This is a genomic window from Nocardia sp. NPDC006044 (assembly GCF_042871115.1).
Taxonomy (GTDB): Bacteria; Actinomycetota; Actinomycetes; order Mycobacteriales; family Mycobacteriaceae; genus Nocardia.
The window spans coordinates 1232951-1259319 of record NZ_JBIAID010000002.1; the positions used below are offsets into that span (position 1 = coordinate 1232951).

Annotated in this window: 23 protein-coding genes; 10 read left to right on the top strand and 13 right to left on the bottom strand. The window is 68.7% G+C overall.

Going from position 1 to position 26369, the window contains the following annotated elements:
- Positions 1–38 precede the first annotated feature (38 nt).
- The 3 genes from ACFYO1_RS23225 to ACFYO1_RS23235 form a co-directional block, all read right to left on the bottom strand.
- Entirely contained in the window at positions 39–1613 is a 1575-nt protein-coding gene (locus tag ACFYO1_RS23225) for a hypothetical protein (protein ID WP_387234463.1), read from the bottom strand.
- Complete coding sequence (locus ACFYO1_RS23230) at positions 1600–2733, bottom strand: hypothetical protein (protein WP_387234466.1); 1134 nt, start codon at positions 2731–2733, stop codon at positions 1600–1602. The genes ACFYO1_RS23225 and ACFYO1_RS23230 overlap by 14 nt, the downstream gene beginning before the upstream one ends.
- A gap of 62 nt (positions 2734–2795) precedes the next feature.
- A complete protein-coding gene (locus tag ACFYO1_RS23235; RefSeq protein ID WP_387234469.1) occupies positions 2796–3578 on the bottom strand; it encodes an SDR family oxidoreductase in 783 nt (260 codons plus the stop codon).
- 188 nt (positions 3579–3766) lie between these two features.
- Between ACFYO1_RS23235 and ACFYO1_RS23240 the strand changes: the two genes are divergently transcribed.
- Genes ACFYO1_RS23240 through ACFYO1_RS23255 form a run of 4 tightly spaced genes read left to right on the top strand, consistent with a single transcriptional unit; the run spans position 3767 to position 9727 of the window.
- Positions 3767–5110, top strand: a complete 1344-nt coding sequence (locus ACFYO1_RS23240; protein ID WP_387234472.1) for a lipase family protein — start codon at positions 3767–3769, stop codon at positions 5108–5110.
- 58 nt (positions 5111–5168) lie between these two features.
- Positions 5169–5981 (top strand): tRNA (guanosine(46)-N7)-methyltransferase TrmB, encoded by an 813-nt coding sequence (trmB, locus tag ACFYO1_RS23245; protein ID WP_387234474.1) that lies wholly within the window; start codon positions 5169–5171, stop codon positions 5979–5981.
- On the top strand, positions 5978–6706 hold the full coding sequence (locus ACFYO1_RS23250; RefSeq protein ID WP_191093746.1) for an NYN domain-containing protein: 729 nt from the start codon (positions 5978–5980) through the stop codon (positions 6704–6706). Before trmB ends, ACFYO1_RS23250 begins: the two co-directional genes overlap by 4 nt.
- Entirely contained in the window at positions 6707–9727 is a 3021-nt protein-coding gene (locus tag ACFYO1_RS23255; protein ID WP_387234477.1) for an MMPL family transporter, read from the top strand.
- Between the two features lie 97 nt (positions 9728–9824).
- On the opposite strand, the gene ACFYO1_RS23260 is transcribed toward ACFYO1_RS23255, so the two are convergent.
- The 4 genes from ACFYO1_RS23260 to ACFYO1_RS23275 all read right to left on the bottom strand — a co-directional run bounded on the left by ACFYO1_RS23260 (position 9825) and on the right by ACFYO1_RS23275 (position 13385).
- Positions 9825–11612, bottom strand: coding sequence for a DUF2339 domain-containing protein (locus ACFYO1_RS23260; protein ID WP_387234480.1), 1788 nt, complete (start codon positions 11610–11612; stop codon positions 9825–9827).
- Positions 11613–12041: 429 nt separating this feature from the next.
- Entirely contained in the window at positions 12042–12491 is a 450-nt protein-coding gene (locus tag ACFYO1_RS23265; RefSeq protein WP_387234483.1) for a type II toxin-antitoxin system VapC family toxin, read from the bottom strand.
- Entirely contained in the window at positions 12481–12750 is a 270-nt protein-coding gene (locus ACFYO1_RS23270) for a type II toxin-antitoxin system Phd/YefM family antitoxin (protein ID WP_387234486.1), read from the bottom strand. Before ACFYO1_RS23270 ends, ACFYO1_RS23265 begins: the two co-directional genes overlap by 11 nt.
- Before the next feature lie 176 nt (positions 12751–12926).
- Positions 12927–13385, bottom strand: coding sequence for a hypothetical protein (locus tag ACFYO1_RS23275; protein ID WP_387234489.1), 459 nt, complete (start codon positions 13383–13385; stop codon positions 12927–12929).
- 282 nt (positions 13386–13667) lie between these two features.
- Between ACFYO1_RS23275 and ACFYO1_RS23280 the strand changes: the two genes are divergently transcribed.
- A complete protein-coding gene (locus ACFYO1_RS23280) occupies positions 13668–14858 on the top strand; it encodes a helix-turn-helix domain-containing protein (protein ID WP_387234492.1) in 1191 nt (396 codons plus the stop codon).
- A 5-nt stretch (positions 14859–14863) separates the two neighbouring features.
- On the opposite strand, the gene ACFYO1_RS23285 is transcribed toward ACFYO1_RS23280, so the two are convergent.
- Positions 14864–15238, bottom strand: coding sequence for a MerR family transcriptional regulator (locus tag ACFYO1_RS23285; RefSeq protein WP_387234495.1), 375 nt, complete (start codon positions 15236–15238; stop codon positions 14864–14866).
- A gap of 65 nt (positions 15239–15303) precedes the next feature.
- Between ACFYO1_RS23285 and ACFYO1_RS23290 the strand changes: the two genes are divergently transcribed.
- A complete protein-coding gene (locus ACFYO1_RS23290; protein WP_387234498.1) occupies positions 15304–16419 on the top strand; it encodes an alkene reductase in 1116 nt (371 codons plus the stop codon).
- 6 nt (positions 16420–16425) lie between these two features.
- Here the strand turns inward: ACFYO1_RS23290 and ACFYO1_RS23295 are convergent, their stop codons facing one another.
- The 4 genes from ACFYO1_RS23295 to ACFYO1_RS23310 all read right to left on the bottom strand — a co-directional run bounded on the left by ACFYO1_RS23295 (position 16426) and on the right by ACFYO1_RS23310 (position 20345).
- The gene (locus ACFYO1_RS23295; protein WP_387234501.1) at positions 16426–17127 is read right to left on the bottom strand and encodes a DUF1707 domain-containing protein; all 702 of its coding nucleotides are present in this window, start codon (positions 17125–17127) and stop codon (positions 16426–16428) included.
- Positions 17128–17204: 77 nt separating this feature from the next.
- On the bottom strand, positions 17205–17840 hold the full coding sequence (locus ACFYO1_RS23300) for a response regulator (RefSeq protein ID WP_387235334.1): 636 nt from the start codon (positions 17838–17840) through the stop codon (positions 17205–17207).
- Between the two features lie 64 nt (positions 17841–17904).
- Positions 17905–19077 carry a MacS family sensor histidine kinase gene (gene macS / locus ACFYO1_RS23305; RefSeq protein WP_387234504.1) on the bottom strand — a complete coding sequence of 391 codons (1173 nt, stop codon included), beginning with the start codon at positions 19075–19077 and terminating at the stop codon, positions 17905–17907.
- 20 nt (positions 19078–19097) lie between these two features.
- Complete coding sequence (locus ACFYO1_RS23310) at positions 19098–20345, bottom strand: AI-2E family transporter (RefSeq protein WP_387234507.1); 1248 nt, start codon at positions 20343–20345, stop codon at positions 19098–19100.
- A 159-nt stretch (positions 20346–20504) separates the two neighbouring features.
- On the opposite strand from ACFYO1_RS23310, the gene ACFYO1_RS23315 reads away from it, so the two are divergent.
- The 3 genes from ACFYO1_RS23315 (at position 20505) to ACFYO1_RS23325 (ending at position 23619) form a co-directional block, all read left to right on the top strand.
- Positions 20505–22025 (top strand): adenylate/guanylate cyclase domain-containing protein, encoded by a 1521-nt coding sequence (locus tag ACFYO1_RS23315; protein WP_387235337.1) that lies wholly within the window; start codon positions 20505–20507, stop codon positions 22023–22025.
- A gap of 4 nt (positions 22026–22029) precedes the next feature.
- A complete protein-coding gene (locus ACFYO1_RS23320; RefSeq protein ID WP_387234510.1) occupies positions 22030–23109 on the top strand; it encodes a YbhN family protein in 1080 nt (359 codons plus the stop codon).
- 129 nt (positions 23110–23238) lie between these two features.
- The gene (locus ACFYO1_RS23325; protein WP_150400245.1) at positions 23239–23619 is read left to right on the top strand and encodes a DUF3054 domain-containing protein; all 381 of its coding nucleotides are present in this window, start codon (positions 23239–23241) and stop codon (positions 23617–23619) included.
- Positions 23620–23629: 10 nt separating this feature from the next.
- Here ACFYO1_RS23325 and ACFYO1_RS23330 read toward each other — a convergent pair whose 3' ends face one another.
- Positions 23630–25309: an NTF2-like N-terminal transpeptidase domain-containing protein gene (locus ACFYO1_RS23330; protein ID WP_387234514.1), complete on the bottom strand. Its 1680-nt coding sequence runs from the start codon at positions 25307–25309 to the stop codon at positions 23630–23632.
- A 397-nt stretch (positions 25310–25706) separates the two neighbouring features.
- Between ACFYO1_RS23330 and ACFYO1_RS23335 the strand changes: the two genes are divergently transcribed.
- The gene (locus tag ACFYO1_RS23335; protein ID WP_387234517.1) at positions 25707–26318 is read left to right on the top strand and encodes a hypothetical protein; all 612 of its coding nucleotides are present in this window, start codon (positions 25707–25709) and stop codon (positions 26316–26318) included.
- The last annotated feature ends 51 nt before the right edge of the window (positions 26319–26369 follow it).

The window sequence follows — 26369 nt, forward strand, 5'->3', positions numbered from 1 at the left end:
ATCGGGTTCGTCACTATGTACCCATTCTTATGAGTTAATCAACCCGTGATCCAACGGTCGAGGATCGCGATATCCCGTTCGCATGCCGCCAGCTGCCCCGGTTGTTCGGCGACCATCCGCCGTAAACGGGCTTCGAGTTCGGCTACTCGGCGATCGGTTTCCACCATGCGGGTGGTGCTCACCTGCACGACCCGGTCGGCCAGCACCGTCTCAGTTTCCACCAGCGCGGTCGCCACTCGCTGCTCGAGCTGGGCTTTTACATTGATCAGCGCGTCGGACACCCACTGGCGCACGTGCGCGCGATCGGCCAGCTGCCCACGCGCCCGCACCACCCAGCCGGCCGCGCCGGCGCCGAGCAGCAGGGTCACCGGGACGCTCGCGAAATCCAGCGCGGGCACCAGCGAAAGTGGCGAAACCAACAGTCGGCCGAGGCCGACACCCGCCGACGCGCCGAGCGCGATCATGAGGTGATCTTCGACACCACGGTGCCGCGGATCGGGGTCGGGTCCGACCCGCGGCGCGGGGTCGCGGCGGCGCAGCGGCTGGCTGCTTCCGGGTTCGAGGACGCCGTCGATGTGCGCGGTGAGTTCGGCCAGGCGCTGGTCGATGGCGAGGTCGACGGCGCCGGTCAGTTCGGTGGCGGCGTGCTGCAACCGCTCGGGGTAGGTGCCGAGCTCGCGGCGGCGCATCCGGTCGAGGTCGGCGCGGGTCGCCGTGTGCAGCGCCCGGATCCGGGCGCCGACCTCGGTCATCAGGTCGACCCGGGCCAGGTGCAGCTGGCCGCGCAGGGTGGACATGGCGGTGGCCCGGCCGCCGTCGCGGCCGGCCAGCAGCACGGCGCGCTCCTCGCGCAGCCTGGCCGTCTCGGCGCCGGAGTGCAGCGCGCTCACCTGTTCGGTGACCCGCTGCCTGGTGTCGGCGAGCACCCGCGCGGTGACCGCCGCGAGCCGCCCGCCGCCCTCGGCCTCCGCGCCGGCGGCGGCCGCGGCCAAGGCCGCGTGCAGCGCGCCGAGCCCGGACCGGTCCAGCAGACCCGCGTCGCCCGCGGTGCGCGCCGCCGCCGCGAGCCGCGCGGACACCGGCAGGATGTCCAGCTCGACCGCGCCCTGCGCGGCCAGCAGTTCCAGGTTGCGCGCCCGCACCGAGCGCCAATCCTGATAGGCGTGAATGCCGTTCATGGCGAGCAGGATCCGGGTCCCGTCCGAGCGCAGGCGGTGCACGACGCGCAGGGTGTCGGCGCCGATGGTGGTGCCCGCGTCCAACAGGATCAGCGCGACCGGTGACGGCGCGGTGCCCGACGGTGCGGTGGTCTCCACCGCGGCGTTCGCGTCGGCCACCGGGTCCGCGAGACCGATGCGCGGCTCGAACCGGGCCAGCTCGGTGCGCAGCAACGTGGTGTTGGCGTCGGCGGGCCCGATCAACGTGACCGCACCGGCGGCGCCCGCTCCCTCGACCGCGCGCAGCAGCGCGATTCCTTGCGGATTCCACCGTGCCACAACGGCTTCCACCTCGGGCGGTGGGCGGACGGATCGATCCGCGGGGTCGGACGGGATCGCGTCGGCGGGCAGTTCGAGCGGCCGGTCCGCCCCGGGCGGGGAGTCAGAGCCCGGCACTGCTCATCCGTTCCCATAGTCGGATGTAGCCGTTGTGCACGCGCAACGCGGCACGGCGGGCGGCGGGCGGCATGTCGCTGGAGACGACGGCCCGCCAGCGGGCGGCCCGGGCCATCGCGTCATCGGCGTCGGCCGGCGCGGGAGCCGGATAACCGGCCGCGAGATGAGCGACGGCGGGATGCGCCAGGCCCGCGCACAAACCGAGCCAGCGAGCGTCGTCGCCGAATAGATACGCCTCCAAGGCGTCTCGGGCCGTGCTGCCCTCCGCCGGAACCGCGCGCGCCGCGAGCCGGGTGAGTTCGTCGAGGAGTTCGCCGCCGCGCAGCGCGGAGACCTGCTCGTAACGGCGGTGCAGCAGCTGGTGCACCGCGTCGATTCCGCTGGCGGCGTGCAGGATTTGCAGCAGCGTCTGCGGCGCGAGCTCCGGATCGCAGGCGAGCGCGGCCAGCGCGCAGCTTACCCCGTACAGGTCCCAGCGCCGCAGCAGCTGTTCGCGACCGGCCAGGTCCGGTCCGGGTCCGACGAACAGGTCCGGCGAAAGCATCAGCGCGGCATCGGTATTCGCGGCCAGCCTGCGCAGCGAGGCCAGATCCGCGTCGGTCATCGCGCCCGCGCGGGTGCGCAGGGCGAGCGAGGCGACCACCGGAAGCACGGCGGCGCCGACCTCGCGGGCGTACTGGTCGGCGGCGGCGACCGCGTCGGCCCAACGCGCGCCGATCGCGTCCGCCTTGTTCAGCACCACTATGGTGCGCTCCGGCGGCAGCGTGGCGAGCACCCGGCGATCCGCGGGCGAGGGTGCGGCGGACAGCACGTAGATGACGATGTCCGCGTCGAACTCCGGATCGGGCATGCCCGGTTCGTCGACCGGACCGGTCTCCACCGCCGACATCAGCGCGAGCGCCTGCGACACCGTCGTGCGGCCCGCGCGCGCACGGCCCATCACCTGGATCCGCGGCGGTGTGCGCCAAGCGCTGACGGCGTTACCCGCGGCGTAGCCGATCTGCTTGTCCCGCCCCGTCCCGAACCGCAGGTCGGCGAGCAGCCGGTCGAGCTGGTCGTGTTCGCGCGCGGGTACCCCACGTTCGCGCAGCGGCCCGTCGGACTCGGTGCCTGTCGGCATGTTGCACCCCCTTTACGGTGCGCAATTCTTGCAGAAGACGCGCCGCGGGAGGTGGCGACCGGTCAGGTACCGCTGAAGTATTTGTTGACGGTGCGCACGGCCCAGTTCGGCGCGTACTTGGCGGCGGCCGCCAGGACCTTTGCCTGGGCGCCGATCTCGTAGTGCACCCGCGGCAGCCGGCCGCGCTTGCGCGTCGCGTCCCAGATGCCCGCGGCGACGTCCTCGGCGGTGAGCCGCACGCCGAGCGACTTGGTCGTCCCGGTCTGCACGCCGTCGACCATCGCGGTGTCGACGAACAGCGGCCAGATGGCGATCACCCGGATGTCGTGCCGTTCCCATTCGAGATCCAGTGCCTCCGTGAGGCTTTTGACCGCGGCCTTGCTCGCGCCATAGCTGGCGAGCTCGGGCTGGCCGTAGATCGCCGACGCCGAGCACAGGTTCACCACCTGGGCGCCGGGGGTGTCGCGCAGATAGCCGAACGCGGCGTGCGTGCCGGTGAGCACACCGCCCAGGTTGACCTCGATGATCGCCTGATGGGCGGGCAGTGTGATGGCTTCGAACGGGCCCGCGCGCAGGATGCCCGCGTTGTTGACCAGGATGTCCAGCCGCCCGGCGGCGGCGTGGAATTCGGCGAGCCGCTCGGCCCACTGGGTGGCGTTCGTCACATCGAGGACAGCGGTGTGCACGCTGCCCCCCGCGCCGGCGATCTCGGCCGCGAGCCTGGTCAGCCCGACCTCATCGATGTCGAAGGCGCCGACGTGATAGCCCTGCGCAGCGAAAAGCAGGGCCGTCGCCTGGCCGATTCCGGCCGCGGCGCCGGTGATGAACACTGACGGTCTGCCCATACCGCGCAGTCTAGTGCGGCGGGCCCGGAACGAGCGGGCTTCCCAGACCCGCTACCGGTCATTTACCCTGCATTCAAGTGGTCGGCGCCATAGTTGGTGCGCAACTTTGCTTTTCGAATACGGCAACCGACCTCACAGAGCGCTTGCGAGCCGCGGATGCGCGAGGCCGCACTGATGAGGAGGTCGCGATGACTACTGATGTCATCGGCACTGCCGATACGGAGCCCGCCCTAGCGGACGGGAAACCGCTGCTGCCGAGCAACGACCCGTTCCATCGCCCGCCCAAGGGTTTCGCCGCCAAGCCGCCCGGCACCGTCCTGCGCAGCCGCAAGATCGAGCTCGCACTGTTCGGCGTTGTGCCCCAGCAGGTCTCGGCCTGGCAGCTGCTCTACCGCAGCTGCGACATGCACGGGACGCCGGAGGCGGCGATCACCACGGTGCTGCTGCCGCTGGACGCCGATCCACGAGAAGACCGGCCGCTGTTGGCCTTTCAGACCGCGATGGACGCGGTCACCGAGAAATGCTTTCCTTCTTATGCTTTGCGCTACGGCGCCCGCGCGCTCGGCTCGGTCACCCAGTTCGAGTGGCTGCTCGTCGCGAACGCACTGCGCCGCGGCTGGGCGGTCAGCATCGCCGATCACGAGGGTCCGCGCGGAAACTTCGGTGCGCCACGCGAACCCGGCTATCGCGCGCTCGACGGCGTGCGGGCGGCGCAGCGGTTCACACCGCTCGGCCTCGGCCCGCAGACGCGGGTCGCGGTGTGGGGGTACTCCGGCGGCGGCATGGCCAGCGCCTGGATGGTGGAGATGGCGCCGGCCTACGCGCCGGAACTCGACATCGTCGGCGCCGTGCTCGGCGCGCCGGTCGGCGATCCCGGCCAGGTCTTCGCCCGGTTGAACGGCACCAGCTACGCGGGCCTGCCCGCCATCGTGATCGCGGCGCTGCGCAGGCTCTATCCGGTGCTCGGCGCGATGCTGCAGAACGAACTCACCATGGACGGCCGCCGGTTCGTCGCCCGAGCCGAGACCGCGACGCCGTTCGGCGCCATCTTCGGCCTGGCAGGCAAGCGGATGGACGACTTCCTGAGCCGCCCGCTCGACGAGGTGATCGCGACGCCGGAGTTCCAGGCCATGTTCGACGATCTGCGCCTCGGCAATTCGACGCCGACCTGCCCGCTGCTGGTGGTGCAGCCGGTGCACGACCAGGTCATCCACATGGACGGCATCGACGGTCAGGTCGAGCGCTACCGGCGCGGTGGCGCACACGTGACCTACGTCCGCGACCGGCTGAGCGAGCATTTCTCGTTGTTGCCGCTGGCCACTCCGATCAGCCTGGAGTGGCTGGCCGACCGGCTGGGCGGGCAACCGGTGAGCGACGCGGGCGACCGCACCGTGTGGTCGGTCGCCGCGTCCCTGACCGGCGCGCGCGGGCTCTACGCGATGATGGTGACCGCGGCCAAGGTCGCCCTCGGCCGCCCGCTCCGGCAGGAGAGCGCGCCGGTGGCCAGGATCGACCGCGCACGCGCCGCCTGACCTCCCGTTGGACGGCAAGCAACAGTCGATTGCCGCACCACTGCGCCGATGCTGGACAATGGACGCCGTGAACGACGCCGCGAACAATACTGCCGAGTCAGTTCCGGGCCCGCCGTCCACAGGTTCGGCCCGGACCGAGCGTGAGCCCAGGAGCAAAACCGGCTCTCGCCTCTACCCACGTGTAACCAGCTTCCGGTCGCGCCGGGGTGCGCTGACCGCGACCCAGCAGCAATCGTGGGCCCGCATGTGGCCGGCGATCGGCCGCGAGGTCGCCGACGAACCGCTGGACGCCGCCGCCTGGTTCGGCCGGGAAGCACCCCTGGTCGTCGAAATCGGCTGTGGCACCGGCACGGCCACCGCCGCGATGGCGCAGGCCGAACCGCACCTGAACCTGATCGGCATCGAGGTGTACCGGCCCGGCCTCGCCCAGCTGGTGCAGCGCATCGAGCGCGAGCAGATCGACAACATCCGGCTGCTGCGCGGCGACGCCGTCGACGTGCTGGAAAACATGGTTGCTGCCGAATCGCTGACTGGCGTCCGAGTCTTCTTTCCTGATCCATGGCCGAAGGCGCGCCATCACAAACGACGCCTGTTGCAGCCCGCGACTTTTGCGTTGATCGCCAATCGACTAAAACCGGGCGGTGTGTTGCATGTCGCGACGGACCACGCGGACTACGCGGAACACATTGCCGCGGTAGGCGCGGAAGAACCGCTGCTCAAAGGCCTGAATGAGGCCGCGGGCGGGGTCAGCGCGGACCATCGGGACAACGCACCGATCGGTTTCGAAAGGCCCGTCACGAAATTCGAAGGTAAGGCACATCGTGCCGGTAGCGCCATTACTGAGCTCATATGGGGGAAGATCGAATTATGAGTGTCAGTGAGATGGCCCACGAGGTGGTCGATGTTGCCGGGGAGGTGCAGGGCACCGGAGCCGAAGGTCTGGGTGGCGCTACGCCGGACGTGCGCCGGGTCCTGCTGGTGTGGGACGCCCCGAACCTCGACATGGGCCTCGGGGCGATTCTCGGCGGCCGGCCGACGGCGGCCTACCGTCCCCGGTTCGACGCGCTAGGGCGTTGGCTGCTGGCTCGCACGGCCGAACTGTCGGTCGGCAGCGTGCACCGGGTCGAACCGGAAGCGACCGTGTTCACCAACATCGCGCCCGGCACGGCCGATGTGGTGCGCCCGTGGGTCGAGGCGCTGCGCAACGTCGGCTACGCCGTCTTCGCCAAGCCGAAGATCGACGAGGACTCCGATGTCGACGCGGACATGCTCGCGCACATCGAACTGCGCAGTCGCGGTGCCGGACTGGCGGGCATCATGGTCGCCTCGGCCGACGGCCAGGCCTTCCGTGAGCCGTTGGAGGAACTCGCCGCGAGCGGAATACCTTGTCAGGTACTCGGCTTCCGCGAGCATGCCAGTTGGGCCGTCACATCCGATACCCTCGAGTTCATCGATCTCGAGGACATCCCGGGCGTGTTCCGCGAACCGCTGCCCAGGGTCAGCCTCGACTCGCTGCCCGACGAGGGCGCCTGGCTGCAGCCGTTCCGGCCGCTCACGGCGCTGCTCACCTCTCGCCCAGCGCAAGGAGTCGCTTAAGTGTTCACACGCTGGGGCGATCTGGTCTACAAGCTGCGCTTCGGCGTCATCGGCATCGTCGCGGCCGCGCTCTTAGCGCTGGGCGGGTACGGCCTCGGTTTGGGCGACCACCTCAGCTCCAGCGGGTGGGACGATCCGACGTCGGAATCGTCGCAGGGTGCGCGGATCGCGGACGCCTCCTTCGGGCGCGACCACAACAGCGATGTCATCGTGCTGTACACCGCGCCGGACGGTAAGACGATCGATGATCCCGATTTCCGGGACAAGGTGGTCGGCAGCCTGAACCGGCTGCCGCGCGAGTACCCGGAGATCTCCCAGGTCAACGGCGCCTACTGGAAAACCGAAACCGGCCAGGCCGTGCCGCAGACGTTCGGCTCCAAGGACAAGAAGTACACGTTCGCCTCGATCGCCATCAAGGGCAACAACGACACCGAGATGCTGAACAACTTCCGGAAAGTGAAGGACGTCTTCACCATTCCGGGAGTGGACGTGCAGGTGGCCGGCCTGCAGGCAGTGGCGGGCACGCTGAACGACACCATGGCCGAGGACCAGCACCGGATGGAGATCCTGGCCATCCCCGCCGTCGCGGTGTTGCTGTTCTTCATCTTCGGCGGCCTGGTCGCGGCCGGGCTGCCGCTGATCGTCGGCGGCCTCACGGTGATCGGCGCCCAGGGCATCGTGCTGTTCATCACCAGGTTCACCGAGGTGAACTCGTTCGTCGCGCCGGTGGTCTCGATGATCGGCCTCGGCCTGGCCATCGACTACGGCCTGTTCATCGTGAGCCGATTCCGCGAGGAACTCGCCGAGGGGTACAGCACCCCCGCCGCGGTGCGCCGATCGGTGATGACCGCGGGCCGCACCGTCGTGTTCTCCGCGACCATGATCATCGCCAGCCTCGGCGGCATGCTGCTGTTCCCGCAGGGCTTCCTGAAATCGATCGCCTACGGCTCCATCGCCACGGTCTCCCTCGCGGCGATCACCTCGATCACCATTCTGCCCGCGATGCTCGGCGTGCTCGGCCCGCGCGTGGACATGTTCGGACTCAAGCGGTTCCGCAAGACCAAGACCGCCGACGAGGTGGAGAACGGTTTCTGGGGTAAGTCCACCCGATGGGTGATGCAGCATCCGCTCAAGATCGCGATCCCGATCTGCATCCTGTTGCTGCTGTTGATCATTCCGGTCAAGAACCTGGCGTTCGGCGGCATCAACGAGCGCTATCTGCCGCCGGACAACTCGACCCGGCTCGCGCAGGCGAAGTTCGACTCGATCTTCCCGCTGCGCAAATCCGATCCGATCCAGCTGGTGTTCGTCTCGGACAGCAGCACCGACGTCGGCAAGGCGTGGGCCGAGGCCAAGCAGGCCCCCGGCCTCAACGGCACCTTCGAAGTGCCGTCCCGCTCCAATACCAACAATCAGGTCTATCGCACCAGCGCCACCCTCGCCGACTCCGAGGACGCCGATCCGACCATCGACTATCTGCGCTCGATCAATGTGCCCGACGGCGTGACCATGTACGTCGGCGGGCAGCCGGTGATCCAGAAGGACAGCATCGACGCGCTGCTGCACCGGATGCCGTTGATGATCGGGCTCGTCCTGCTGGTCACCACGCTGCTGATGTTCCTGACCTTCGGCTCGCTGGTGCTGCCGATCAAGGCCGCGCTGATGAGTGCGCTCGGATTGGGTTCCACGCTCGGCATTTTGACCTGGATCTTCGTCGACGGGCACGGCGCCGGACTGCTGAACTTCACCCCGCAGCCGATCATGTCGCCGGTGCTGGTGCTGATCATCGCGGTGATCTACGGTCTGTCCACCGACTACGAGGTATTCCTGCTGTCCCGGATGGTGGAGGCGCGCACGCAAGGCGCCTCGACCACCGAGGCCGTCCGCATCGGCACCGCGCAGACCGGCCGGATCATCACCGCGGCCGCGCTCATCCTGCTCGTGGTCACCGGCGCGTTCGCGTTCTCGGATCTGGTGATGATGCAGTACCTGGCCTACGGCATGATCGCCGCGCTGTTCATCGACGCCACCATCCTGCGCATGCTGCTGGTGCCGGCCACGATGAAGCTGCTCGGCGACGACTGCTGGTGGGCGCCCGCCTGGATGAAGAAGATCCAGCAGAAGATCGGGCTCGGCGAGCCCATCCTCGATGACGAACGCCCCGGCGGCGGCGAGGTGGTCGACCTGGTCAAGACCACGCCGATCACCGACCCGGTCACCATGCAGATCCCTGCCATCGACAACGGCAATCGGCCGCGTAAGCCGCGGCGCCCGCGCACGGTGGAGGAGATCGAGGCCGAGGCGCCCACGAAGCATCTCGACAAGGTGCCGCCCGCCGCGCCGAAGCCGCCCCGGACGCAGGCGCCCGCGCCGCTCGATCCGACGCGGCAGCGGCCGACGCCGCCATCGGGTTTCGGGTCGGAGCTCAACCTGCCGCGACAGACCGGACCCTCGGGCACCGGGACGCCGAATGCGCAACCGCCCGCGGTCTTCCCGGCGACCCCGCATGATCCCACCGGGCCGCGGCCTACTCCGCCCTCGTTGCCGTTCGACATCAGTACCGCGCGGCCCGAACCGGGGTCGTCGTTCTCGGCGTTCGAGTCCCCTGCGGTGAGGCCTTTCGAGCGGCCGGCCCCGCCCGCCTTCGAACCGCCCGCGGCTCCGGCGCCTCGATCGGCTCCGGCCGACGGCACCCGGCGACCCGAGGCCAAGTTCGAGCCGACCCAGCCCACTCCGGCGCTGGCCCCATTGGATCCGCCCGCGTACACCGAATTCATCGCGCCGCGACAGGAAAACCCACCCCCGGCCGAACAAACCGCTCACCATGCCGCACCGGAACCGGCACCCGCCGAACCGGCCGACACCGATCCCGGCGACCCGAACCGCAACAGCATCGAGGACTGGATGGCCGGACTCCGCTCGTCCCGCCGCCCCGGCAAGCCGGACGAAGGCAGGCACTCCAGCGCGGACGGCCGCACCGTCAGCGTCAACGAGTTGCTCCGCCGGCGCGATCGGGAGTAGTTCGGCGCGGGTCCGGGACAACGTTTCGACCGGCCCTAGGCAAACGGAATCCGTTACCCGTTGCGCTGCAATGGGTAACGGATCCGAGTCGCCTCGGTCAGGAAGTCGGCGCTTCGCCTGATTCCTTGGAGTTCGCACCTGCCTCGGCGAACGCACGGGCGTATCGAGTGCCCACGACGAGGAGTAGGACGCCGACGGCGAGGAAGGCGGCGACGCGGACCAGGCCGTCGAGGGTGGCCAGGTCGAACAGGAACAGTTTGGCCAAAGCCGCTGCGGTGACCAGCAATCCGGAGCCGAGGGCGAGTTTGGCGACACCGGTGGCTTTGCCGATATTGCGGAGTCCGTAGAACAGGGCGGCGGTGGCGGCGGCCATCCACAGGATGGTCGCGGCGCTGTGGCCGATGACGAAGCCGTCGGACGCGCCGGTGGCGACGCCGATCGAGACGGTGGCGGCGGTCACCGCATACAGTCCGGCGATGCTGGCCACGATCCATTGCAACTCGGCGGTCCCCTGCCAGCCCGGCAGCCTGCGCGCGCTCCACATCGCCACCGCGACGACGGCGAGCGCGAGGACCGCGCCGAGCATCGTCGAGACGCTCAGGTCTTCCACCGAACGGTGTTGGGAAGCAAGGACATCCGGACCGGCCACGTTCAGGAAGGCGAAGACGCCGAGGGTCGCGAAAGCGGCGCCGATACCGGCCGCGACGCCGGAGCGGCGTTGCCCCGCCACGCCGAGATAGCCCAGGGCGACCAGGAACCACGCGATCGGCAAGCTGCGCGGATCGGTCACCGCGACACAGACTTCGAGCAGCGCGATCGAGCCGGCGACGGCGGCGACCACTGCGGTGTGCGCCGGAATCTTAACCAGTGCAGCCAGTTTCGGAATCAACGCGGTCGCGGCCACGGTGAGCAGGACGAGCGCGAAGAGGCCCGCGATCGTCGAGGCGATGGGCCGGTCAACCTTGTACATCCCCGGCGCGGCCAGCAACGGCACGGTCGCCAGGGCGAACATCAGGGAGGCGGTGAGGTCGGCGGGCCTGCGGCGGACTACCAGCACGGTTCCGGCCAGCCCGACTACCGCGACCGCCACGGCGGCGAGCAACAGCAGCGGCCGCTGCGACCCACCGCCGACGATCCCACCCGTGACGAGCAGGAACGTGGCCAGCACCGCCGGCAACGTGCGCACCACATGCAGATACGGCCAGTCGCGCGACAATTGCACCGGCACACAGGCCAACTGCAACACGATCAGGAAGGCCAGCAGCGCCAGCTCAGTGGTCAGAACCGGCGACAACACCGCCGCGCCGCTCACCACCAGCACGGCCAGCGGCTGCGACTGCCACCGCATCGCCAACGCGACGCCGATGGCCGCGACGCCGAACGCCACCGCGAACCCGATCACCGGATGCAACCAGTGGTAAATCGAGTTCACCGCAACGACATCCAGATACGCGCCCGCAATGCCAGTGGCCGCCAACGCGATCCCGCCGACCCGGCCCCCGGCCCGATCGAACACCCGCATCCCAGCCGCCACCAGCACCGCCGAGAACGCCGCGCCCGCAACCACCCTCGGCACCGGACCGAAGAAGCCCGCCTGCGCGGCAAGCACCAGCAGCATCACTACGCCGATCAAGGTCACCGCCACCCCGGCCACCGCGAGCAGCCGGCTGATCACCCCGTCCCGCTGCCACCATGGCGTATGCGGAACCGGCGGCTTCCGCCGCGGCGGAACCGGCGGCCGCATCCCGGGCTGCGGCATCGGCATCCCCATCGGCGGCACCGGCATTCCCATCGGCGGCACCGGCCCATGCGGCCGCATCGACCCGGCCTGCGCCGCAAGCGGAGGCGGCGTCGGCGCGCCCTGCGGCACACCCCAGCCGGACATCGGCGGAGCCGACGCGAACCCCGGCACGGGCACCGGAGCCTGCGGCACTGTCGAGCCCGGCGGCACTGTCGAACCCTGCGGCACTGCAGAACCTGGCCAACCCGGCGACACCGGAGCCTGCGGCTCGGCCGACGGCGCCTGTGCCACCGGTCCCGCCGCTCTATCGGTCGAAACCGCCTGCGCCCCAGCCGAATCCCCAGCCACGTGATTCCGCAACAATGCCAAATCCCGCCCGAGCGCGCCCATCTGCGCCCCGAGCGCAGAGAACTCCCCCGAGATACGCGAAATCAACGCCGGATCGATAGATGTGGTCATAACCCAATGCTGTCCGCCCCACCTCTCCACAGCATGAGTAATTCCCCCCGGTAGACACCAAATATCTACCCGACTTTCAGCGGTCGACCACTAGTGACGGCGCAGTCGGCGGACCTACATCGACGGCCGCTCTACCGGAACAACCCGCAACAACTTCTCCAGGCCTCGATAGTCGTCTGGATTGGTCGTGAACAGTGGCAAATCTTCGACAACCGCGGTGGAAGCGATCATCAGGTCCGCGAGACGTCTTCGAGGCTTGCGACCGACGGCGACGACCGCCGCCGAGACCCGCCCGTACACTCGCGCAGCCTCTACATCGAACGGAATCGGATCGAATTCACTTTCGGCCCGCTGCAGGACATCGAGGCGCCGCGCACGTTCCTCATGCTCGTCGTACTCACCCTGCTCATCGTTGCGCCGCACCTCATGGGGACCCGATGACAACTCGGCCAGGGTGATCGCGCTGATCGCCATGCTCGCGGGAAGGCGAGCAGGATCGATGTGTCGGCGCAGGATCAAAATATTGGTATCGAGCAGCCCGAACTCAGGAACCTCATCGGTCATAGGGGCCACTCGCTTCCGTCTCCACCGCGGCCTCCTGATCGGTCCGGAACGCTTCGAGGTCAATGTCTGGAGCGTTTCGCGACATCGCTGCGAAGTCTTCGCGACTGACGAACCTCCGCTTGCGCCGCAGTGGGATCAACTCACCGATCTGGTGACCGTCTCGCGTGACCGTAAACGACCGGCCATGCTCGACGGCATCCATAATTTCCTTGGACTTGTTTCGCAGGTCCCGCTGCGTAATCTCAGGTTGAAGGGACATAGCTCCAGGCTATACCGCGTATGGCACCTGGTGCTACCTGGTGACACCGGCACTGTCAGAAGCTCGGTGACCGGCAAGGAAACCGCAGAGGTCCACTTACATCCACAGCCGACCGCGAAGGCCGACGCAGCGACCCCCACCCCGGTGTGGAGGGGTGGGAGTCGGGCTCGGCGGGGTCAGGGGGTGGTGGTTTGGAGGGTGGTTACTTTGTGCACGGCGTTGATCACGGCTTGGCGCGGCGGCATGGCCAGGACGCCGGGGGCCGGTTCGCCGGCCCAGTGCCAGCCGAGGGTGGAGTCGGTGGTGGGCAGCATGATGTGGTGGCCGCCGGGGACGATGGTCACCTGGTGGGCGGCGAGGGAACGGCGGACGGGGACCTCTACCGGGCGGGCCGGAGTCGGCGGGGTGACGAGGAAGGTCCAGTTGCGTTCGCCGGGGTCGGCGATCACCGGGGCGGTGTGCGTGCGGTCCAGTGTGGCCAGGACCTTGCGGCCCAGGTCGGGCGGCATAACGATGGCGCCGAGGATGGAGCCGGTGGTGACCATCGGACGGCCGGCCAGCAATTGGACCGGCAGGCCGTACAGGTCGCGGAGCAGATGGGCGATATCGAGGGGAGAGTGACAGCGCTCGAACATGGTTTTACCCTTCGGCGAGAACAGCGGATCGGATCGCGGAGGTTCTCGTTCGGCGGAGCGGGCCGTGCTGCTCGTGTACGCGCCGCAGGTGGCGTGTGGTGACGCCGCGGTAGATGTTCGGCATGGTGTTCATTTGCCGCCGCCCTTTGCTATGAAAGTTGCAGAAAGGCAACGGTATTCCATCCAGCGGTAAACGAGTCGTACGCAATGTCCCACTTCGGTCGAATGCGATGACTTAGCGTCGTACCCTGAAACCCAGATTTAACAAAAGGAATTGGGTACATGGACGATTCGTCGATCGGCGTTCGGATCCGCACGTTCCGCGGCAAGGCGCTCACCCAGCGTCAACTCGCGGATCAGGCCGGGGTCAGCGTCGACTTGGTGCGCAAGCTCGAGCAGGGCGGCCGGCAGACCGCCTCGATCGCCAGCCTGCAGAAACTGGCCCGTGCACTGGATGTGGACATCGCCGACCTCATCGGTAAACGCGCGGGCGTACCGTCCACCGACCCGGATTCCGGCATCGTCGCCATCCGCCGCGCGCTGACCCCGGTCGACGATCTGCTCGGCGAGACGAACGAAGAGGCGGCGATCAGCCTCGACGAAGGCAGGCGCGCGGTCGATTACGCGTGGGGCGCGTACTGGGTCGGCCGCTACGAACTGCTCACCGCGATCCTGCCGTCGGGGCTCACGCAGCTGCGGTCCACGGTGCACGCCGCGCGCAACGGCTCGGTCGCGGTGGCGAACGAACTGCTGGCGCGGATGTACTGGGTGACCGGCTGCACGCTGGTACACCTCGGCCAGACCGATCCGGCGTTCCTGGCCATCCGGCAGGCGCTGGCCGCGGCGGAGGACGGCAACGACCCGTTGCTGCTCGGCACCATTCGCGGCTCGGTCGCGTGGCAGCTGCTCGTGCAGGGCCGCTACGACGAATCGCGGCGGGTGGCGCTGCGGGCGGCGGCGAGCTTGGAACCGGCCGGCGAGGTCACCCCGGCGCACCTGTCCTCGTACGGCTCACTGATGCTGCTCGGCGCGACGGCGGCGGGCCGGGCGCAGAACGTGCCGGAGGCGTTGTCGCTGGTCGAAGCCGCGGGCGAGGTCGCGTTGCGGATCGGCGGCGACCGTCGCGATTACGAAACTTATTTCGGCCCTTCCCAAGTCGTCATGCAGACGGTGGACGTCAACGTGTCCTCCGAGCGGTACCCCGAGGCGTTGGCGGCGGCGAAGGCCATGCCGGTGAACGGCGGTCTCCCGCAATCCTCGCGCGCCCGCCACCTCACCGACACCGCCGTCGCGCTGACCCGCACCGGCCAGCACCAGCGCGCGCTCGACACCCTGCTCACCGCCGAACGCGTCGGTGGCCAGGACTGGCTCAAATATCAGTCCCTGCCCCGGCACATCGTCTCCGAGCTGCTCGATCACGACCGCCGAGTCCCGTTGCGCGCCTTCGCCCGACGGATCGGCGTCAATACCTGACGGACCTATCCGGTCGCCCCGAATGGCGCCGCGGCGCGGTCGATCACGTCGTCGAGGACCTGACGCGAGCGGACGAGGTCGTCGATGGTGCGGTCGATCCGGCGGCGCTCGATCGTCAACTGGGCGACCAATTCCGGCGTCGCCGACTCGTTCGGCCCGCCGTCCACATCACGCATACACGGCAGGATCCGGCCGATGGTCTTGCTGTTGAGCCCCGCGGCTAACAGCTCCTGAATGTGAATCACCCGATCCACTGCCCGCTCCGAGTATTCTCGATGCCCGCCCGGCGTCCGCTCCGACGCCAGCAGCAGCTGCTCCTCGTAATACCGCAGCGACCGCTCACTCACCCCGGTGCGCTTGGCCAGCTCCCCGATGCGCATCCGCCACCTCGCATTTCACCGCTCGACTTGAATCTCACATCAATGTGAGGTTTTACCGTACTCACATGACGAACACGACAGCAACCGCAGACCTCTTCGCCCCCAACACACTCGGCGCGCTGGAGCTACCGAACCGCCTGGTGATGGCACCGATGACGCGCAACCGGGCGCACGCCGACGGCACGCCGTCCGCGCTCATGGCCGCCTACTACGCGCAGCGCGCCGAAGCGGGATTGATCATCGCGGAAGCGACGACGCCGAACCGGGTAGGCCAGACCTACGCGAATATTCCGGGCATCTACACCGACGCGCATGTCGCCGGGTGGCGGACCGTCACCGACTCGGTACGCGCCGCGGGCGGGCGGATGTTCCTGCAGTTGCAGCACGGCGGCCGGGTCGGCCATCCGGACAACAGCGGCTCGATTCCGGTTGCGCCGTCGCCGATTCCGCTGCCCGGCACCATCCACACGCCGTCGGGGCATCAGGACGCGGTCGTTCCGCGGGAGCTGACCGTCGACGAGATCCGGGCCACCATCGCGGATTTCGCGACCGCCGCGCGTAACGCCATCGACGCCGGGTTCGCCGGGGTCGAGGTGCACAGCGCCAATGGTTATCTGCTGCACCAGTTCCTGTCGCAGAACACCAATCACCGCACCGACGCCTACGGCGGATCGGTGACCAACCGCATCCGGTTCACCCTCGAGGTGGTCGAGGCGGTGGCCGCGGCGATCGGCCCCGAACGAGTCGGCGTGCGGATCTCACCCGCGGTGGGCGCCAACGGCATCGAGGAAGGCGACACCGACGCCATCTACCCGCCGCTGGTCGCCGCACTGGCCGCGCACGGCCTCGCCTATCTCCACGTGGTGTTCGCGGAACCGCAACAGCCGCTCTTCCAGCGCATTCGGCAGAGCTGGCCGGGCACGCTGATCGCCAACCCGAACCTCGGCTGGGGCCGGCCGCTCCCCGCGGACGGCGGCAAGGACGCGGCCGAAACGCTGCTGGCCGCGGGTGCGGACCTGATCTCGCTCGGGCGTTCCTTCCTGGCCAACCCGGATCTGGTCACTCGCCTGCGCGCCGGCGCCCCGATCAATCAGGTCCGTGACGCGCACCTGATGTACGTCGGCGGGGCCGAGGGCTACCTCGATTACCCGACCCACGCGGCGCTTACCGCAGCAGCCTGACGCGGATCAGTGGCCCACCATCCGGCGCCAGTGCGCCATGAAGGTGTGCTTCGCGGTGATGGAGCCGAACCGGACGCGGCCGCGAACCACCAGGTGCAGCGGGCCGATCGGCGGTCCGGTGCGGACCTTGTTGTTGACGCTGGAGCCGATCAGCTCGACGTCGTTGAGGTCGACGGTCGCCTCGGCGGGCACGATCAGGGTGAGCGAGCTGCAGTAGTCGTCCACGGTCAGCTCGACCACCTGGGTCGACATGATCGCCTCGGTGAAATCCAGCGTCACCCCGGAGAGCAGGCTGTTGAGTTGCAGCGACGGCGCGACATGCCATGGCCCGCGCCGATTCACCCCGGACAGGCGGGAGCGGATCACGCCGCCGGGCGCGGGCTGCGCGCCGAGCGGGGACGGAGCCGGGCGGTGCTTGACGAACGAGGGCGCGGTGTTCACGAAGGTCGTCGGCGGCGCGGCGGGCTGACCCACCAGACGGACACCGGGCAGATCGATGAGCACGGCGTTCAGCTCGCCGCGGGTCTTCGCGGCCAGCGCCGTGTCCATCCGCTCGGTGAACTCGCCGAGCGAGAGCATGCCGAGTCCGACGGCACGCTGGAGCAGCTGGCCGACGTGCTCGCGTTCGACGTCGGATACGCGTAGATCCCGGTCGCCGACCGCGTCCCCGGAGCCGACGCCTTTGGATTCCGATTCGGGTCCGCCCATGTTTCGAGATTACCGATCCGCGGGCGGATGCGTATCAGGGCAATCCCGGATAGTGGCGTACGACTTTGCGGTGGTGATCATTCGTCGAGGCCCTGCTCGATCGCGTAGCGGGTGAGTTCGACCCGGTTGGCCAGCTGCAGTTTGCGCAGCGTCGCCTGGACGTGGTTCTCCACGGTCCGGTGGCTCAGCCCGAGGCGCGACGCGATCTGCTTGGCGGACAGGCCTTTTGCGACCATCCGCAGCACCTCGGTCTCGCGCTCGGTCAGCGCCGGACGGTGCGGTTCGTCGGGTTCGGCCGGCGTCGTGGCCATCCGCCGGTATTCGCCGAGGACCAGCCCGGCCAGGCCGGGGGTGAACACCGGTTGCCCGGCCGCGGTGGCACGCACCGCCTCGATCAGTTCCGCGACCGACGCGCTTTTCACCAGGTAACCCGAGGCACCGGCCTTGATCGCGTCGAGCACGTCGTCGCGTTCCGCGGACGCCGAGAGCACCAGCACCCGGCTCTCCGGCGAGACGCGCAGCACCTCCGCGGTCGCCTGCGCGCCGTTCCCGTCGGGCAGTTGCATATCCATCAACACCACCGCGGGCCGCACCGCCGCCGCCCGCCTGGTGGCGGCGCCGACCCCGTCCGCGGTGGCGGCGACGTGGAAGCCCGCCTCGGTGAGATCGCGCGAGACGCCGTCGCGCCACATCGGATGGTCGTCCACCACCATTACCGAAACACCCTCGGCCGCAGCGTTATCGGTCACGGCGCACCTCCTTGGTCCTGGATCGGTTTCATGTTCGCGGCACCCGGAATTCCCACTCGGTGCCGAAGCCGACGCCACCGTCGGCCTCGGCGAGCACCGCGGCGGTGCCGCCGAGGGCTTCGATCCGCCCGATGATGGAGCGGGAAACCCCGAGCCGCCCTTCGGCTTCCGCCTCGGCCAGCCGTCCCGGCGGGATGCCGACTCCGTCGTCGCGCACGCTGATCACCAGCTCCTCCCCGGTGTCCTCCAGCAGCACATAGGCTTTCGCGTCGGTTCCGGCGTGCAGCTCCACGTTGGACAACGCCGTCGCCACCGCCGCGGCGATCTCCGTACCCGCCCAGCGGCCGATCGGTATCGGATTGCCCGGCGTGGACACGAATACCGACGGCGTCGCGTGCACCGTGAGCAACGGACGCAGATCGACCTCGGCCCCACCGGAATCCCCGCGATCGGCGGTTTCGGTGATCAGTACCCGCAGCGCCACCTCCTGTTCCCCGGCTCGCTGCGCCAATTCCTCCGTGGGACCGCCGATCTCGGTGCCGCGCCGCTTGATGTAGCTGAGCACTTGCAGTACCCCGTCGTGCACCTCGCGCGAAAGTCGTTCCCGCTCTTCGGTCGCCGCGGTCAGCCGCACCGCGCGTTCGAGTTGGTCCTGGGCGCGGCGCGCGGTATTCGCCGCCAACCCCAGGGCCAGGCCGACCGAAACCAGAACCGGCACAGTGGCATCGGTCCACACGTCCTGCCCCCACTGATCCCGCACGGTCAACGCGACCGACGCGATCAGCACACCGGAGAGCACCCCGGCGACCGGCCCGCGCAGCACCCCCGCCCCGATCACCGCATTGGCGGCCCACAGCGTCGTCGGCAACGTCTGATGCCCGTGATACCAGTCGTAATCGGCGACCAGCCGGGTCGCCGCCATCAACGCGATCACCACGACGTGGTCACCGAGCACCACCCACACGCGCACCCGGCGCACGTCGGGAAAACGCCACTGCGACAACATGATCGCCGACGCGCCGGACCAGACCGCCATCAACGCGATGAGCACCCAGCTCAACCGCTGATTCTGGTAGTAGGGCGCGGACGCGAACTGTTGCAGCACCGCGTACAGCAGCGTCACCAACCGCAGTGCCTGCGCGGCCCGCCACAGCGGCGTGGTCGCCACATCGGCCGAATCCGGCTCAGCCCCGCGCGCCATCGAGCCCCCTCCCCCGCGGCTCAGCCCTTCGGCGCGCCGTCATCGGATTCCGGTCCGGCGATCCGGGTTTCGCGCGACTTGCGTTTGGCCAGCGTCGCCGCCACATCGAACCGGCCGGGTTCCGGATCATCCGGTTCGACCTCGCCGGTCTGTAGTTCCTCGAATATCTCTTCCGGAGGGCCGTCCGCGAGCAACGATCGGATGGCGGTGTTCATCACCGCGACGAACGGCACCGCGAGCAGGCCGCCGGCGATCCCGCCGAGCACCACGCCCGCGGTGATCGCCAGCACCACCGCCAGCGGATGGATGCTCACCGCGCGGCCGAGCAGCAGCGGTTGCAGCACATGCCCTTCCAGCTGCATCACCGCGATGATGATGCCGAGCACGATCAGCGAGGTGATCAGTCCCTTGGTGACCAGCGCGATGAACACCGCGACGAACCCGGCCACGAACGCGCCGATGATCGGGATGAACGCGCCGATGAACACCAGCGAGGCCAGCGGAAGCGCCAGCGGCACACCGAGAATGCCGAGCCCGGTGCCGATGCCGATGGCGTCCACCGCCGCGACGGCCACGGTGGCGCGGACGAAGCCGACCAGGGTGCCGAACCCGAGCTGTCCGGCGGTGCGCACCTTCTCACGCTGCTCGGTCGGGATGATCCGGGTGACGAAGCGCCAGATCTGATCGCCGCCGTAGAGGAAGAAGATGAGGATGAACAAGGTCAGGAAGGTGCCGGTGAGCAGCTCGGCGATGACCGTCGCGGTGGTCAGTGCCCCGCTGGTCAGCCGGTCCTGGTTGGACTGGATGGTCTTGATGATCTGGTCGCCGACATTGCGGATCTGATCGTTGCTCAGATGCGGCGGACCGGTGATCAGCCAATCCTGGATCTTGTGAATGCTGTTGGTGAATTCGTCGGACAGCTGCGGCACGCCGGCGATGAACTGCTCGACGACGAACGTCATCACCCCCGCGACCAGGCCGAGCGACCCGACCAACGCGACGAACACGCCGACCGACCGCGGCACGCCCAGGCGTTGCAGCCAGTCGACCAGCGGTGCCAGCAGCGCGGCCGCGAGCAGCGCGATGGCCAGCGGAATGACCACCGTGGCCAGCTTCTGCACGATCGCGGCCAGCGCGATCGTCACCGCGAACAGGATCAGCAGGCGCCAGCCCCACTCGGCCGACACCCGGACGATCGGATGTACCGAGTCAGCGGCCGGCCGGGATAGGGAGGCTTTCCGCTTCGAGCTTGGCTTGGGGTCCGTCACCTGGCCGAGCATAACGAGCGTAAGGCTCTGTTGTCCGTCTCCGGCCTGCGCCGGGCCGGGCGAATGCCAGGGGGCTGAACAGCGCCGCGGGGCGGCGCACATGATCGAAACGCTAGATTGTTGGTTGTGTCAGCGCCCTTGGAAGCGGTCAAACAGACCATGCGAACGCGCTGGCCGCTGTACCTGACCTCGATGTTGCTGGCCAACGCGTTCGGAGCGGTGCTGGTCTGGGCCTTCATCCAGTACGGCCTGCCGGTGCCCGAGGGCGCGAACGACGGCACCCGCAGCACCGGCCTGCTCATCCCGGCGCTGGTCTTCCTGACCGGCGGCCTGCTCAGCATGGCCGCGTCCGCGCTGATGCTGCGCCCGGTGATGCGCTGGCAGATGCGCGGCGGCCCACCGAGCCGCCAAGAGCAGATGGCCGCGCTGCACGCCCCGCTGCGCCAGGCCATCCTGCATCTGGCGCTGTGGCTGATCGGCGGCGCCATTCTCGCGTTGCTGATCATCACCGACGAGCCCAAGCTGGCGGGCGCGGTCATCGTCACCCTGTGCATGGCCGCCACCATCGTGTTCGGCTTCACCTACATGCTCGGCGAACGCATCCTGCGCCCGGTCGCAGCGGCCGCGTTGACCGCGGGCACCTTCGATCACACCCTGACGCCCGGTGTCGGCACCCGGATGGCGATGACCTGGGGCATGGGCACTTTCGCCCCCACCATCGCCATCGTGCTGCTGTGTATCACGCAGATCTCCTCGGACGTGAAGTTCTCCGCCCAGTCGCTGGCCATCTCCATCCTGCTGCTCTGCGGCGTGGTGATCCTGCAGGCGCTGGCGCTGTCCATGCTCACCGGATCGAGCATCTCCGACCCGGTGCGCCAGCTCAGCCAGGCCATCGACCGGGTGCAGGAGGGCGCGCGCGACGTTCAGGTCGAGGTGTTCGACGGCAGCGAGATCGGGCTGCTGCAGGTCGGTTTCAACCGGATGATGGAGGAGGCGGCCAAACGCCGCCAGCTGCAGGAACTGTTCGGTCAGCACGTCGGCGAGGAGGTCGCGCAGCGCGCACTCGACTACGGCACCGAGCTCGGCGGCGAAACTCGGTTCGTCGCGGTGCTGTTCGTCGACATGGTCGGTTCCACCGCGACCGCGGCCGAGCGCCCGCCGACCGAGGTGGTCAGCCTGCTCAACGAGTTCTTCCGGATCGTGGTCGACGTGATCGACCGGCACAACGGCTTCGTCAACAAGTTCGTCGGCGACGCGGCGCTGGCCATCTTCGGCGCGCCGCTGGACCGGCCGGACGCGCCGACCGCGGCGCTGGCCGCGGCCCGCGAACTGCGCGAGGTGCTGCGCGAAGTACCCGGGCTGGATATCGGTATCGGCGTCTCGGCGGGGCTTGCCGTCGCCGGAAATATCGGTGCGGCAAATCGTTTCGAATATACGGTGATCGGCGATCCGGTCAATGAGGCTTCCCGGTTGACCGAACTGGCCAAAGACCAGCCCCGGCGCACGTTGGCTTCAGGCAGCGCGCTGTATTTCGCCGATGAAAGCGAGCAGGACAAGTGGGAGACCGGCGACGAGGTACAGCTGCGTGGACGGCGCCGAAAAACGCTGCTCGCCTATCCGAAAGACAGCGTCGACCTGCCGGACGCTACAGACAGCGAAACGGTGCGTTCGTTAGGCTGACCTGGTGACGGCCGACGGGGAACTGGTAGGAGAACCAGCGTCGCCACCCACCAGCCGAAGCAAATTCTGGTGGGTCAAATGGCTGCTCGGCGTCGCTCTGCTGGCATTACTCATCGCCGAGGGTATCTATCTGTGGCCACGGCTGCACGAATCGTGGCGAAAACTCAGCGACATTCACTGGGGATGGGTCGCCGCCTGTATTTGGCTACAGGCATTGTCGATGAGCGGATTCGGGCGGGTGCAGAAACAACTGCTCAACGCCGGGGGTGTCGAGGTAAGTCAGCGGAAATCCGTCGCGGTGGTCTACGGGGCGACCGCCATGTCCGTCACCTTGCCCGCGGGCCAGGTATTTTCCACCGCTTTCACCTATCGGCAGACCCGGCGCTTCGGCGCGAGCCCGATCGTCGCGTCCTGGCAGCTGGTGTTCTCCGGCGTGGTGGCCGCGGCGGGGCTGGCGCTGCTCGGGGTGGGCGGCACGCTGCTGTCCGGCGGGACCATCGGCCCGTTCAAGTTGATCCTGTCGCTGGCCGCGGTGGTCGCGGTGGTGTGGGGCGGCAACTACGTCTCGCGCAATCCGGGGACGCTGGAAGCGCTGTTGCGCAAGGCACTCGCCCTGATCAACCGATTACGCAAGCGGCCGGCCGATCAGGGGGCAGGCAAGATCGCCGACGTGCTCGGGCAATTGGAGTCGGTGGATCTCGGCAAACGCGACGGCGCCCTGGTCGCGCTGTGGGCGCTGCTGCACCGGTTCGCCGACGTGGCCTGCCTCGGCGCCGCCTGCTACGCGGTCGGCGCGGAGCCGCGGCTGGCCGGGCTGCTGCTGGCGTTCGCCATCGGCAAGGCGGTCGGCTCGATTCCGTTCGCGCCCGGCGGGATCGTCTACGTCGACGCGACGCTCATCTACGGTCTCACCGCGGCCGCCGGGCTGCCCGCGGCGCAGGCGGTCGCCGCCGCGTTCGTCTACCGGCTGGTGAGCTTCATCCTGGTCGCGATCGTCGGCTGGATCGTGTTCCTGTTCCTGTTCCGCACCCCGCAGGACGACGACGCCGAGTTCGAAAAGGAATTCTCCCAGCGCCGGTTCTGAATCATCGGCCGCGTGGCCGCGGCGTGTTCGTGGCGCTCGCAGAACTCGCGCTGTGGTGGTCGTTATCGGAATAACACGCGGCGCAGGTGCTTCACATATCGGGGTTGGGGCCCAACTACGCTGGCGCGGGTGAAGAAACTGGTGCCGTTGGTGGTAGATGCGCTGCTGGTGATTCTGTTCTGCGCGATCGGCAGGCGCAGTCACGACGAGGCGGTGCTCACCGGACTACTTCGCACGCTGTGGCCGTTCGCGATCGGCCTGGCGATCGGCTGGACCGTCGCGGTGGCCGCGGCGAGCCGGATGTTCGGCGACGCCGGGCGCGACGCCCGGTTCGACGGAACCGCCCTGTGGCCCACCGGAATTCTGGTCTGGCTCGGCACCCTGTGCGGCGGCATGCTGCTGCGCGCGGTCAGCGGTCAGGGCACCGCGTTCAGTTTCATCGTGGTCGCGACCGTGGTGCTCGCGCTGTTCCTGCTCGGCTGGCGCGCGGCCATCAAGGCGTTGAACTGAGCAGGCCGGCTTACGTCTCCGGCGCGGCCAGCGACTGAAGCATCCGCACCGCCATCCGCGCGGTGGCGTCGCCGCTGTCCACGTCGTTGATGTGGATGGCGAAGGCCAGGTCGCCCATGATCGCGATCAGCCAGCCGTCGCGGCCTGCGGTCGCGCCGAATCCGTTGACGTCACGGTAGCCGCGCAGGCTGGCCAACTCCGGCGCGTTGGTGGAATCGCGCAGCATGCCGTGCAGCCGATCGGCGATCTCGGGGGACAGCGGGGCGAGCTGGGCGTCGGTGGTGCTCGGCCGCGCGACCTCGATCATCGGCGGCGGCACCTCGCCGCGGGCGATCGCGGCGGCGGCGATCGCCATGCCGAACGGGCTGGCCAGCACGGCATCCGAGCCGCCGCCCTGCTTGACCTGCTCGGCGCTGCGGCCGGCCACGGCCAGCCGTCCGGTCACCTCGTCGAGCCCCGGCACCTTGAAGTCGACGCCCACGCCGAGCGTGGTCGCGGCCTCGGCCGCCTCCTGGGCCGAAATCTCGTGCGGCGCCTTGCCTTTGCTGACCGCCGCGATATTGCGGAACAGCTCGATATTGCCGCCGACCGGGTAGAGGCCGGTGAAGGCGACCGGACCGTGCTCGCTGGCCTGGGTGTTCTGCGCGACCGCGACCACCGCGCCGCTGGATGGCTGGATCGCCACGATCGAGGCCGGGGTCGCCGCGCTGACCACCGCGTCCTCAGCCGCCCGTTGCAGCCGCTGATCCATGGTGCCCGCGATGTCCGGGCCGGGTGGGCCCTGCACGCCGGCCAGCTGACCGACGAAGCGGCCGTCCTGCTCGAAAATCTGCACGCCCCAGCCGGAGTGCTGCTGCTGGCTTTCCTGCTGCACCTTGCTCAGCGCGTCGAGCATGGGCGACCAGACCCGGCGGTCGGCGGAGATCAGCCGGGGCTGCTTCTCCATGACCACGCCGGGGATCGGCGCCATGTCCTTTTCCAGGATGGCGAAATCGGGCTCGCGCAGGTTCACCGCGACCACCGGCTTGCCCTGCGAGGTGGCCACCTGCTGCATCAGCGACGGACCGGTGATCAGCGGGGCGACCGGTTCGATCGCCTTCGCCAGCGCGTTGGTCGAGCCGACCGGGTCGGGCATCTTGGCCGGGTCGAGCTTGATCACGTTGATGGTCTGCTCGGTCATCAGCGGTTGGCCCGCGATGTCGTTCACCCGCGGGGCGGGCGCCGGTTCGGTACGCACCAGGCGCACGGTGCGGTTGTGGTCGAGCTGCGGCATCACGACGGCCGGGTCCCAGGAGATGCGCCAGCCGATGGCCAGCTTGCGCACGTTGCCCTGCACGCTGTAGGTCCAGTTTTTGCCGTCGCCGAAGTTCCAATCGGCGTCCATGCTGAAGATCGCCGCCTCGGAGTCGAGGCCGATGTATTGCGTCTTCTTGTAGTCCGCCTTGCCGGGCTGCAGGCCGGCAAACATTTGCTTCAGCGTTGCCGAAGCCGCCGAAGGGTAGGACGTGAGCTCCGAAGCATGGACGTAGTCCTGCTTGTCCAACAGCTCGGTGAAGCGCTCGACTACGGCTTCGGCCTCATTCTTTCCCTCGTGTACGCCGCACGATCCCATCGCGATCGCGAGCGCCGCCACCCCCGCGAGTGCCATAGCGCCCCGGACGCGAAAGCGGCGGGATCCCCAGACATCCATGTCGCCCACTCTTCACTCTTGTCACTCCAGTAACAAGACCACCGTACCTGAAAAAGACCTGTCTGCGGTGCCTACGCCGCAAGGACGTTACCCATGCTCAGCATCTCACTTTTGCCCGAAATCTCCCGTCTCGGGGGACCCGTCATGATCGTTGTCCAGTGCTACGGCGACAACCGGCGCCGCTACCGTACCGGGGCCCTGCGCAAAGTTGTGCACTTACTGCCCTACTCGGCGTTTCGGATCAATGAGTACCCAGAGCGAGGGTCTACGAACCGCGAATCACCCCCGTTAACCGGTGGCGAACTCTGTTCGCACAGAGCGGAACCATTGGCATTAATTGCGACGTAATCTTGTAATCAATGTAAGCAACACTGAAAAGTGAGTAGGTGATCCCCTCATGAGACACGAACACCGGGGACGGGGTTTCGGACGACCGGGCGGCTGGCAGCAGGCCGACCTGCCGGATCCAGCGGACGCGCCGGACTGGTTCGCGGGCAGGTTGCCCGCGGACTGGTTCGCCGGTCCACCTGTCATCGAGATCGACCGAGACGAGATCGTGGTCGTCGGCGAACTGCCGATCGGCCGGCCGGAGCAGACTCCGGTCGACGCCCCTGCGGAAGCCGACGCGGAGGCGCCGGCCGAGGAAGTTCCGCAGGCGACGAAGGAGGGCGCCATCTCGCGCTTCCGCGAGTCGACCCGGTCGGCGCGCATGCAGATCGCGGACGAGGCGCAGCGTCGCTACGGGCGCAGCGTCGCGTGGGGCGTGTCGGTGGGCGACGAGCGGGTGCTGTTCACCCACTTGGCCGTTCCGGTGATGACCCGGCTGCGGCAGCCCGAGCGAAAAGTTCTGGACACGCTCGTCGACTCGGGCGTGGCGCGGTCGCGGGCGGACGCGCTGGCCTGGACGGTGAAGCTGGCGGGCAAGCACGCGGAATCCTGGCTGGAGGAGCTGCGCGGCGCCATGCGCAAGGTCGACGACCTGCGCTCCGAAGGGCCGCAGGGACTCTAGCGGCCCGAGCGGCGCACCCGGAGGCGGGAGCTTGGCGCGGGGAATGCCGCG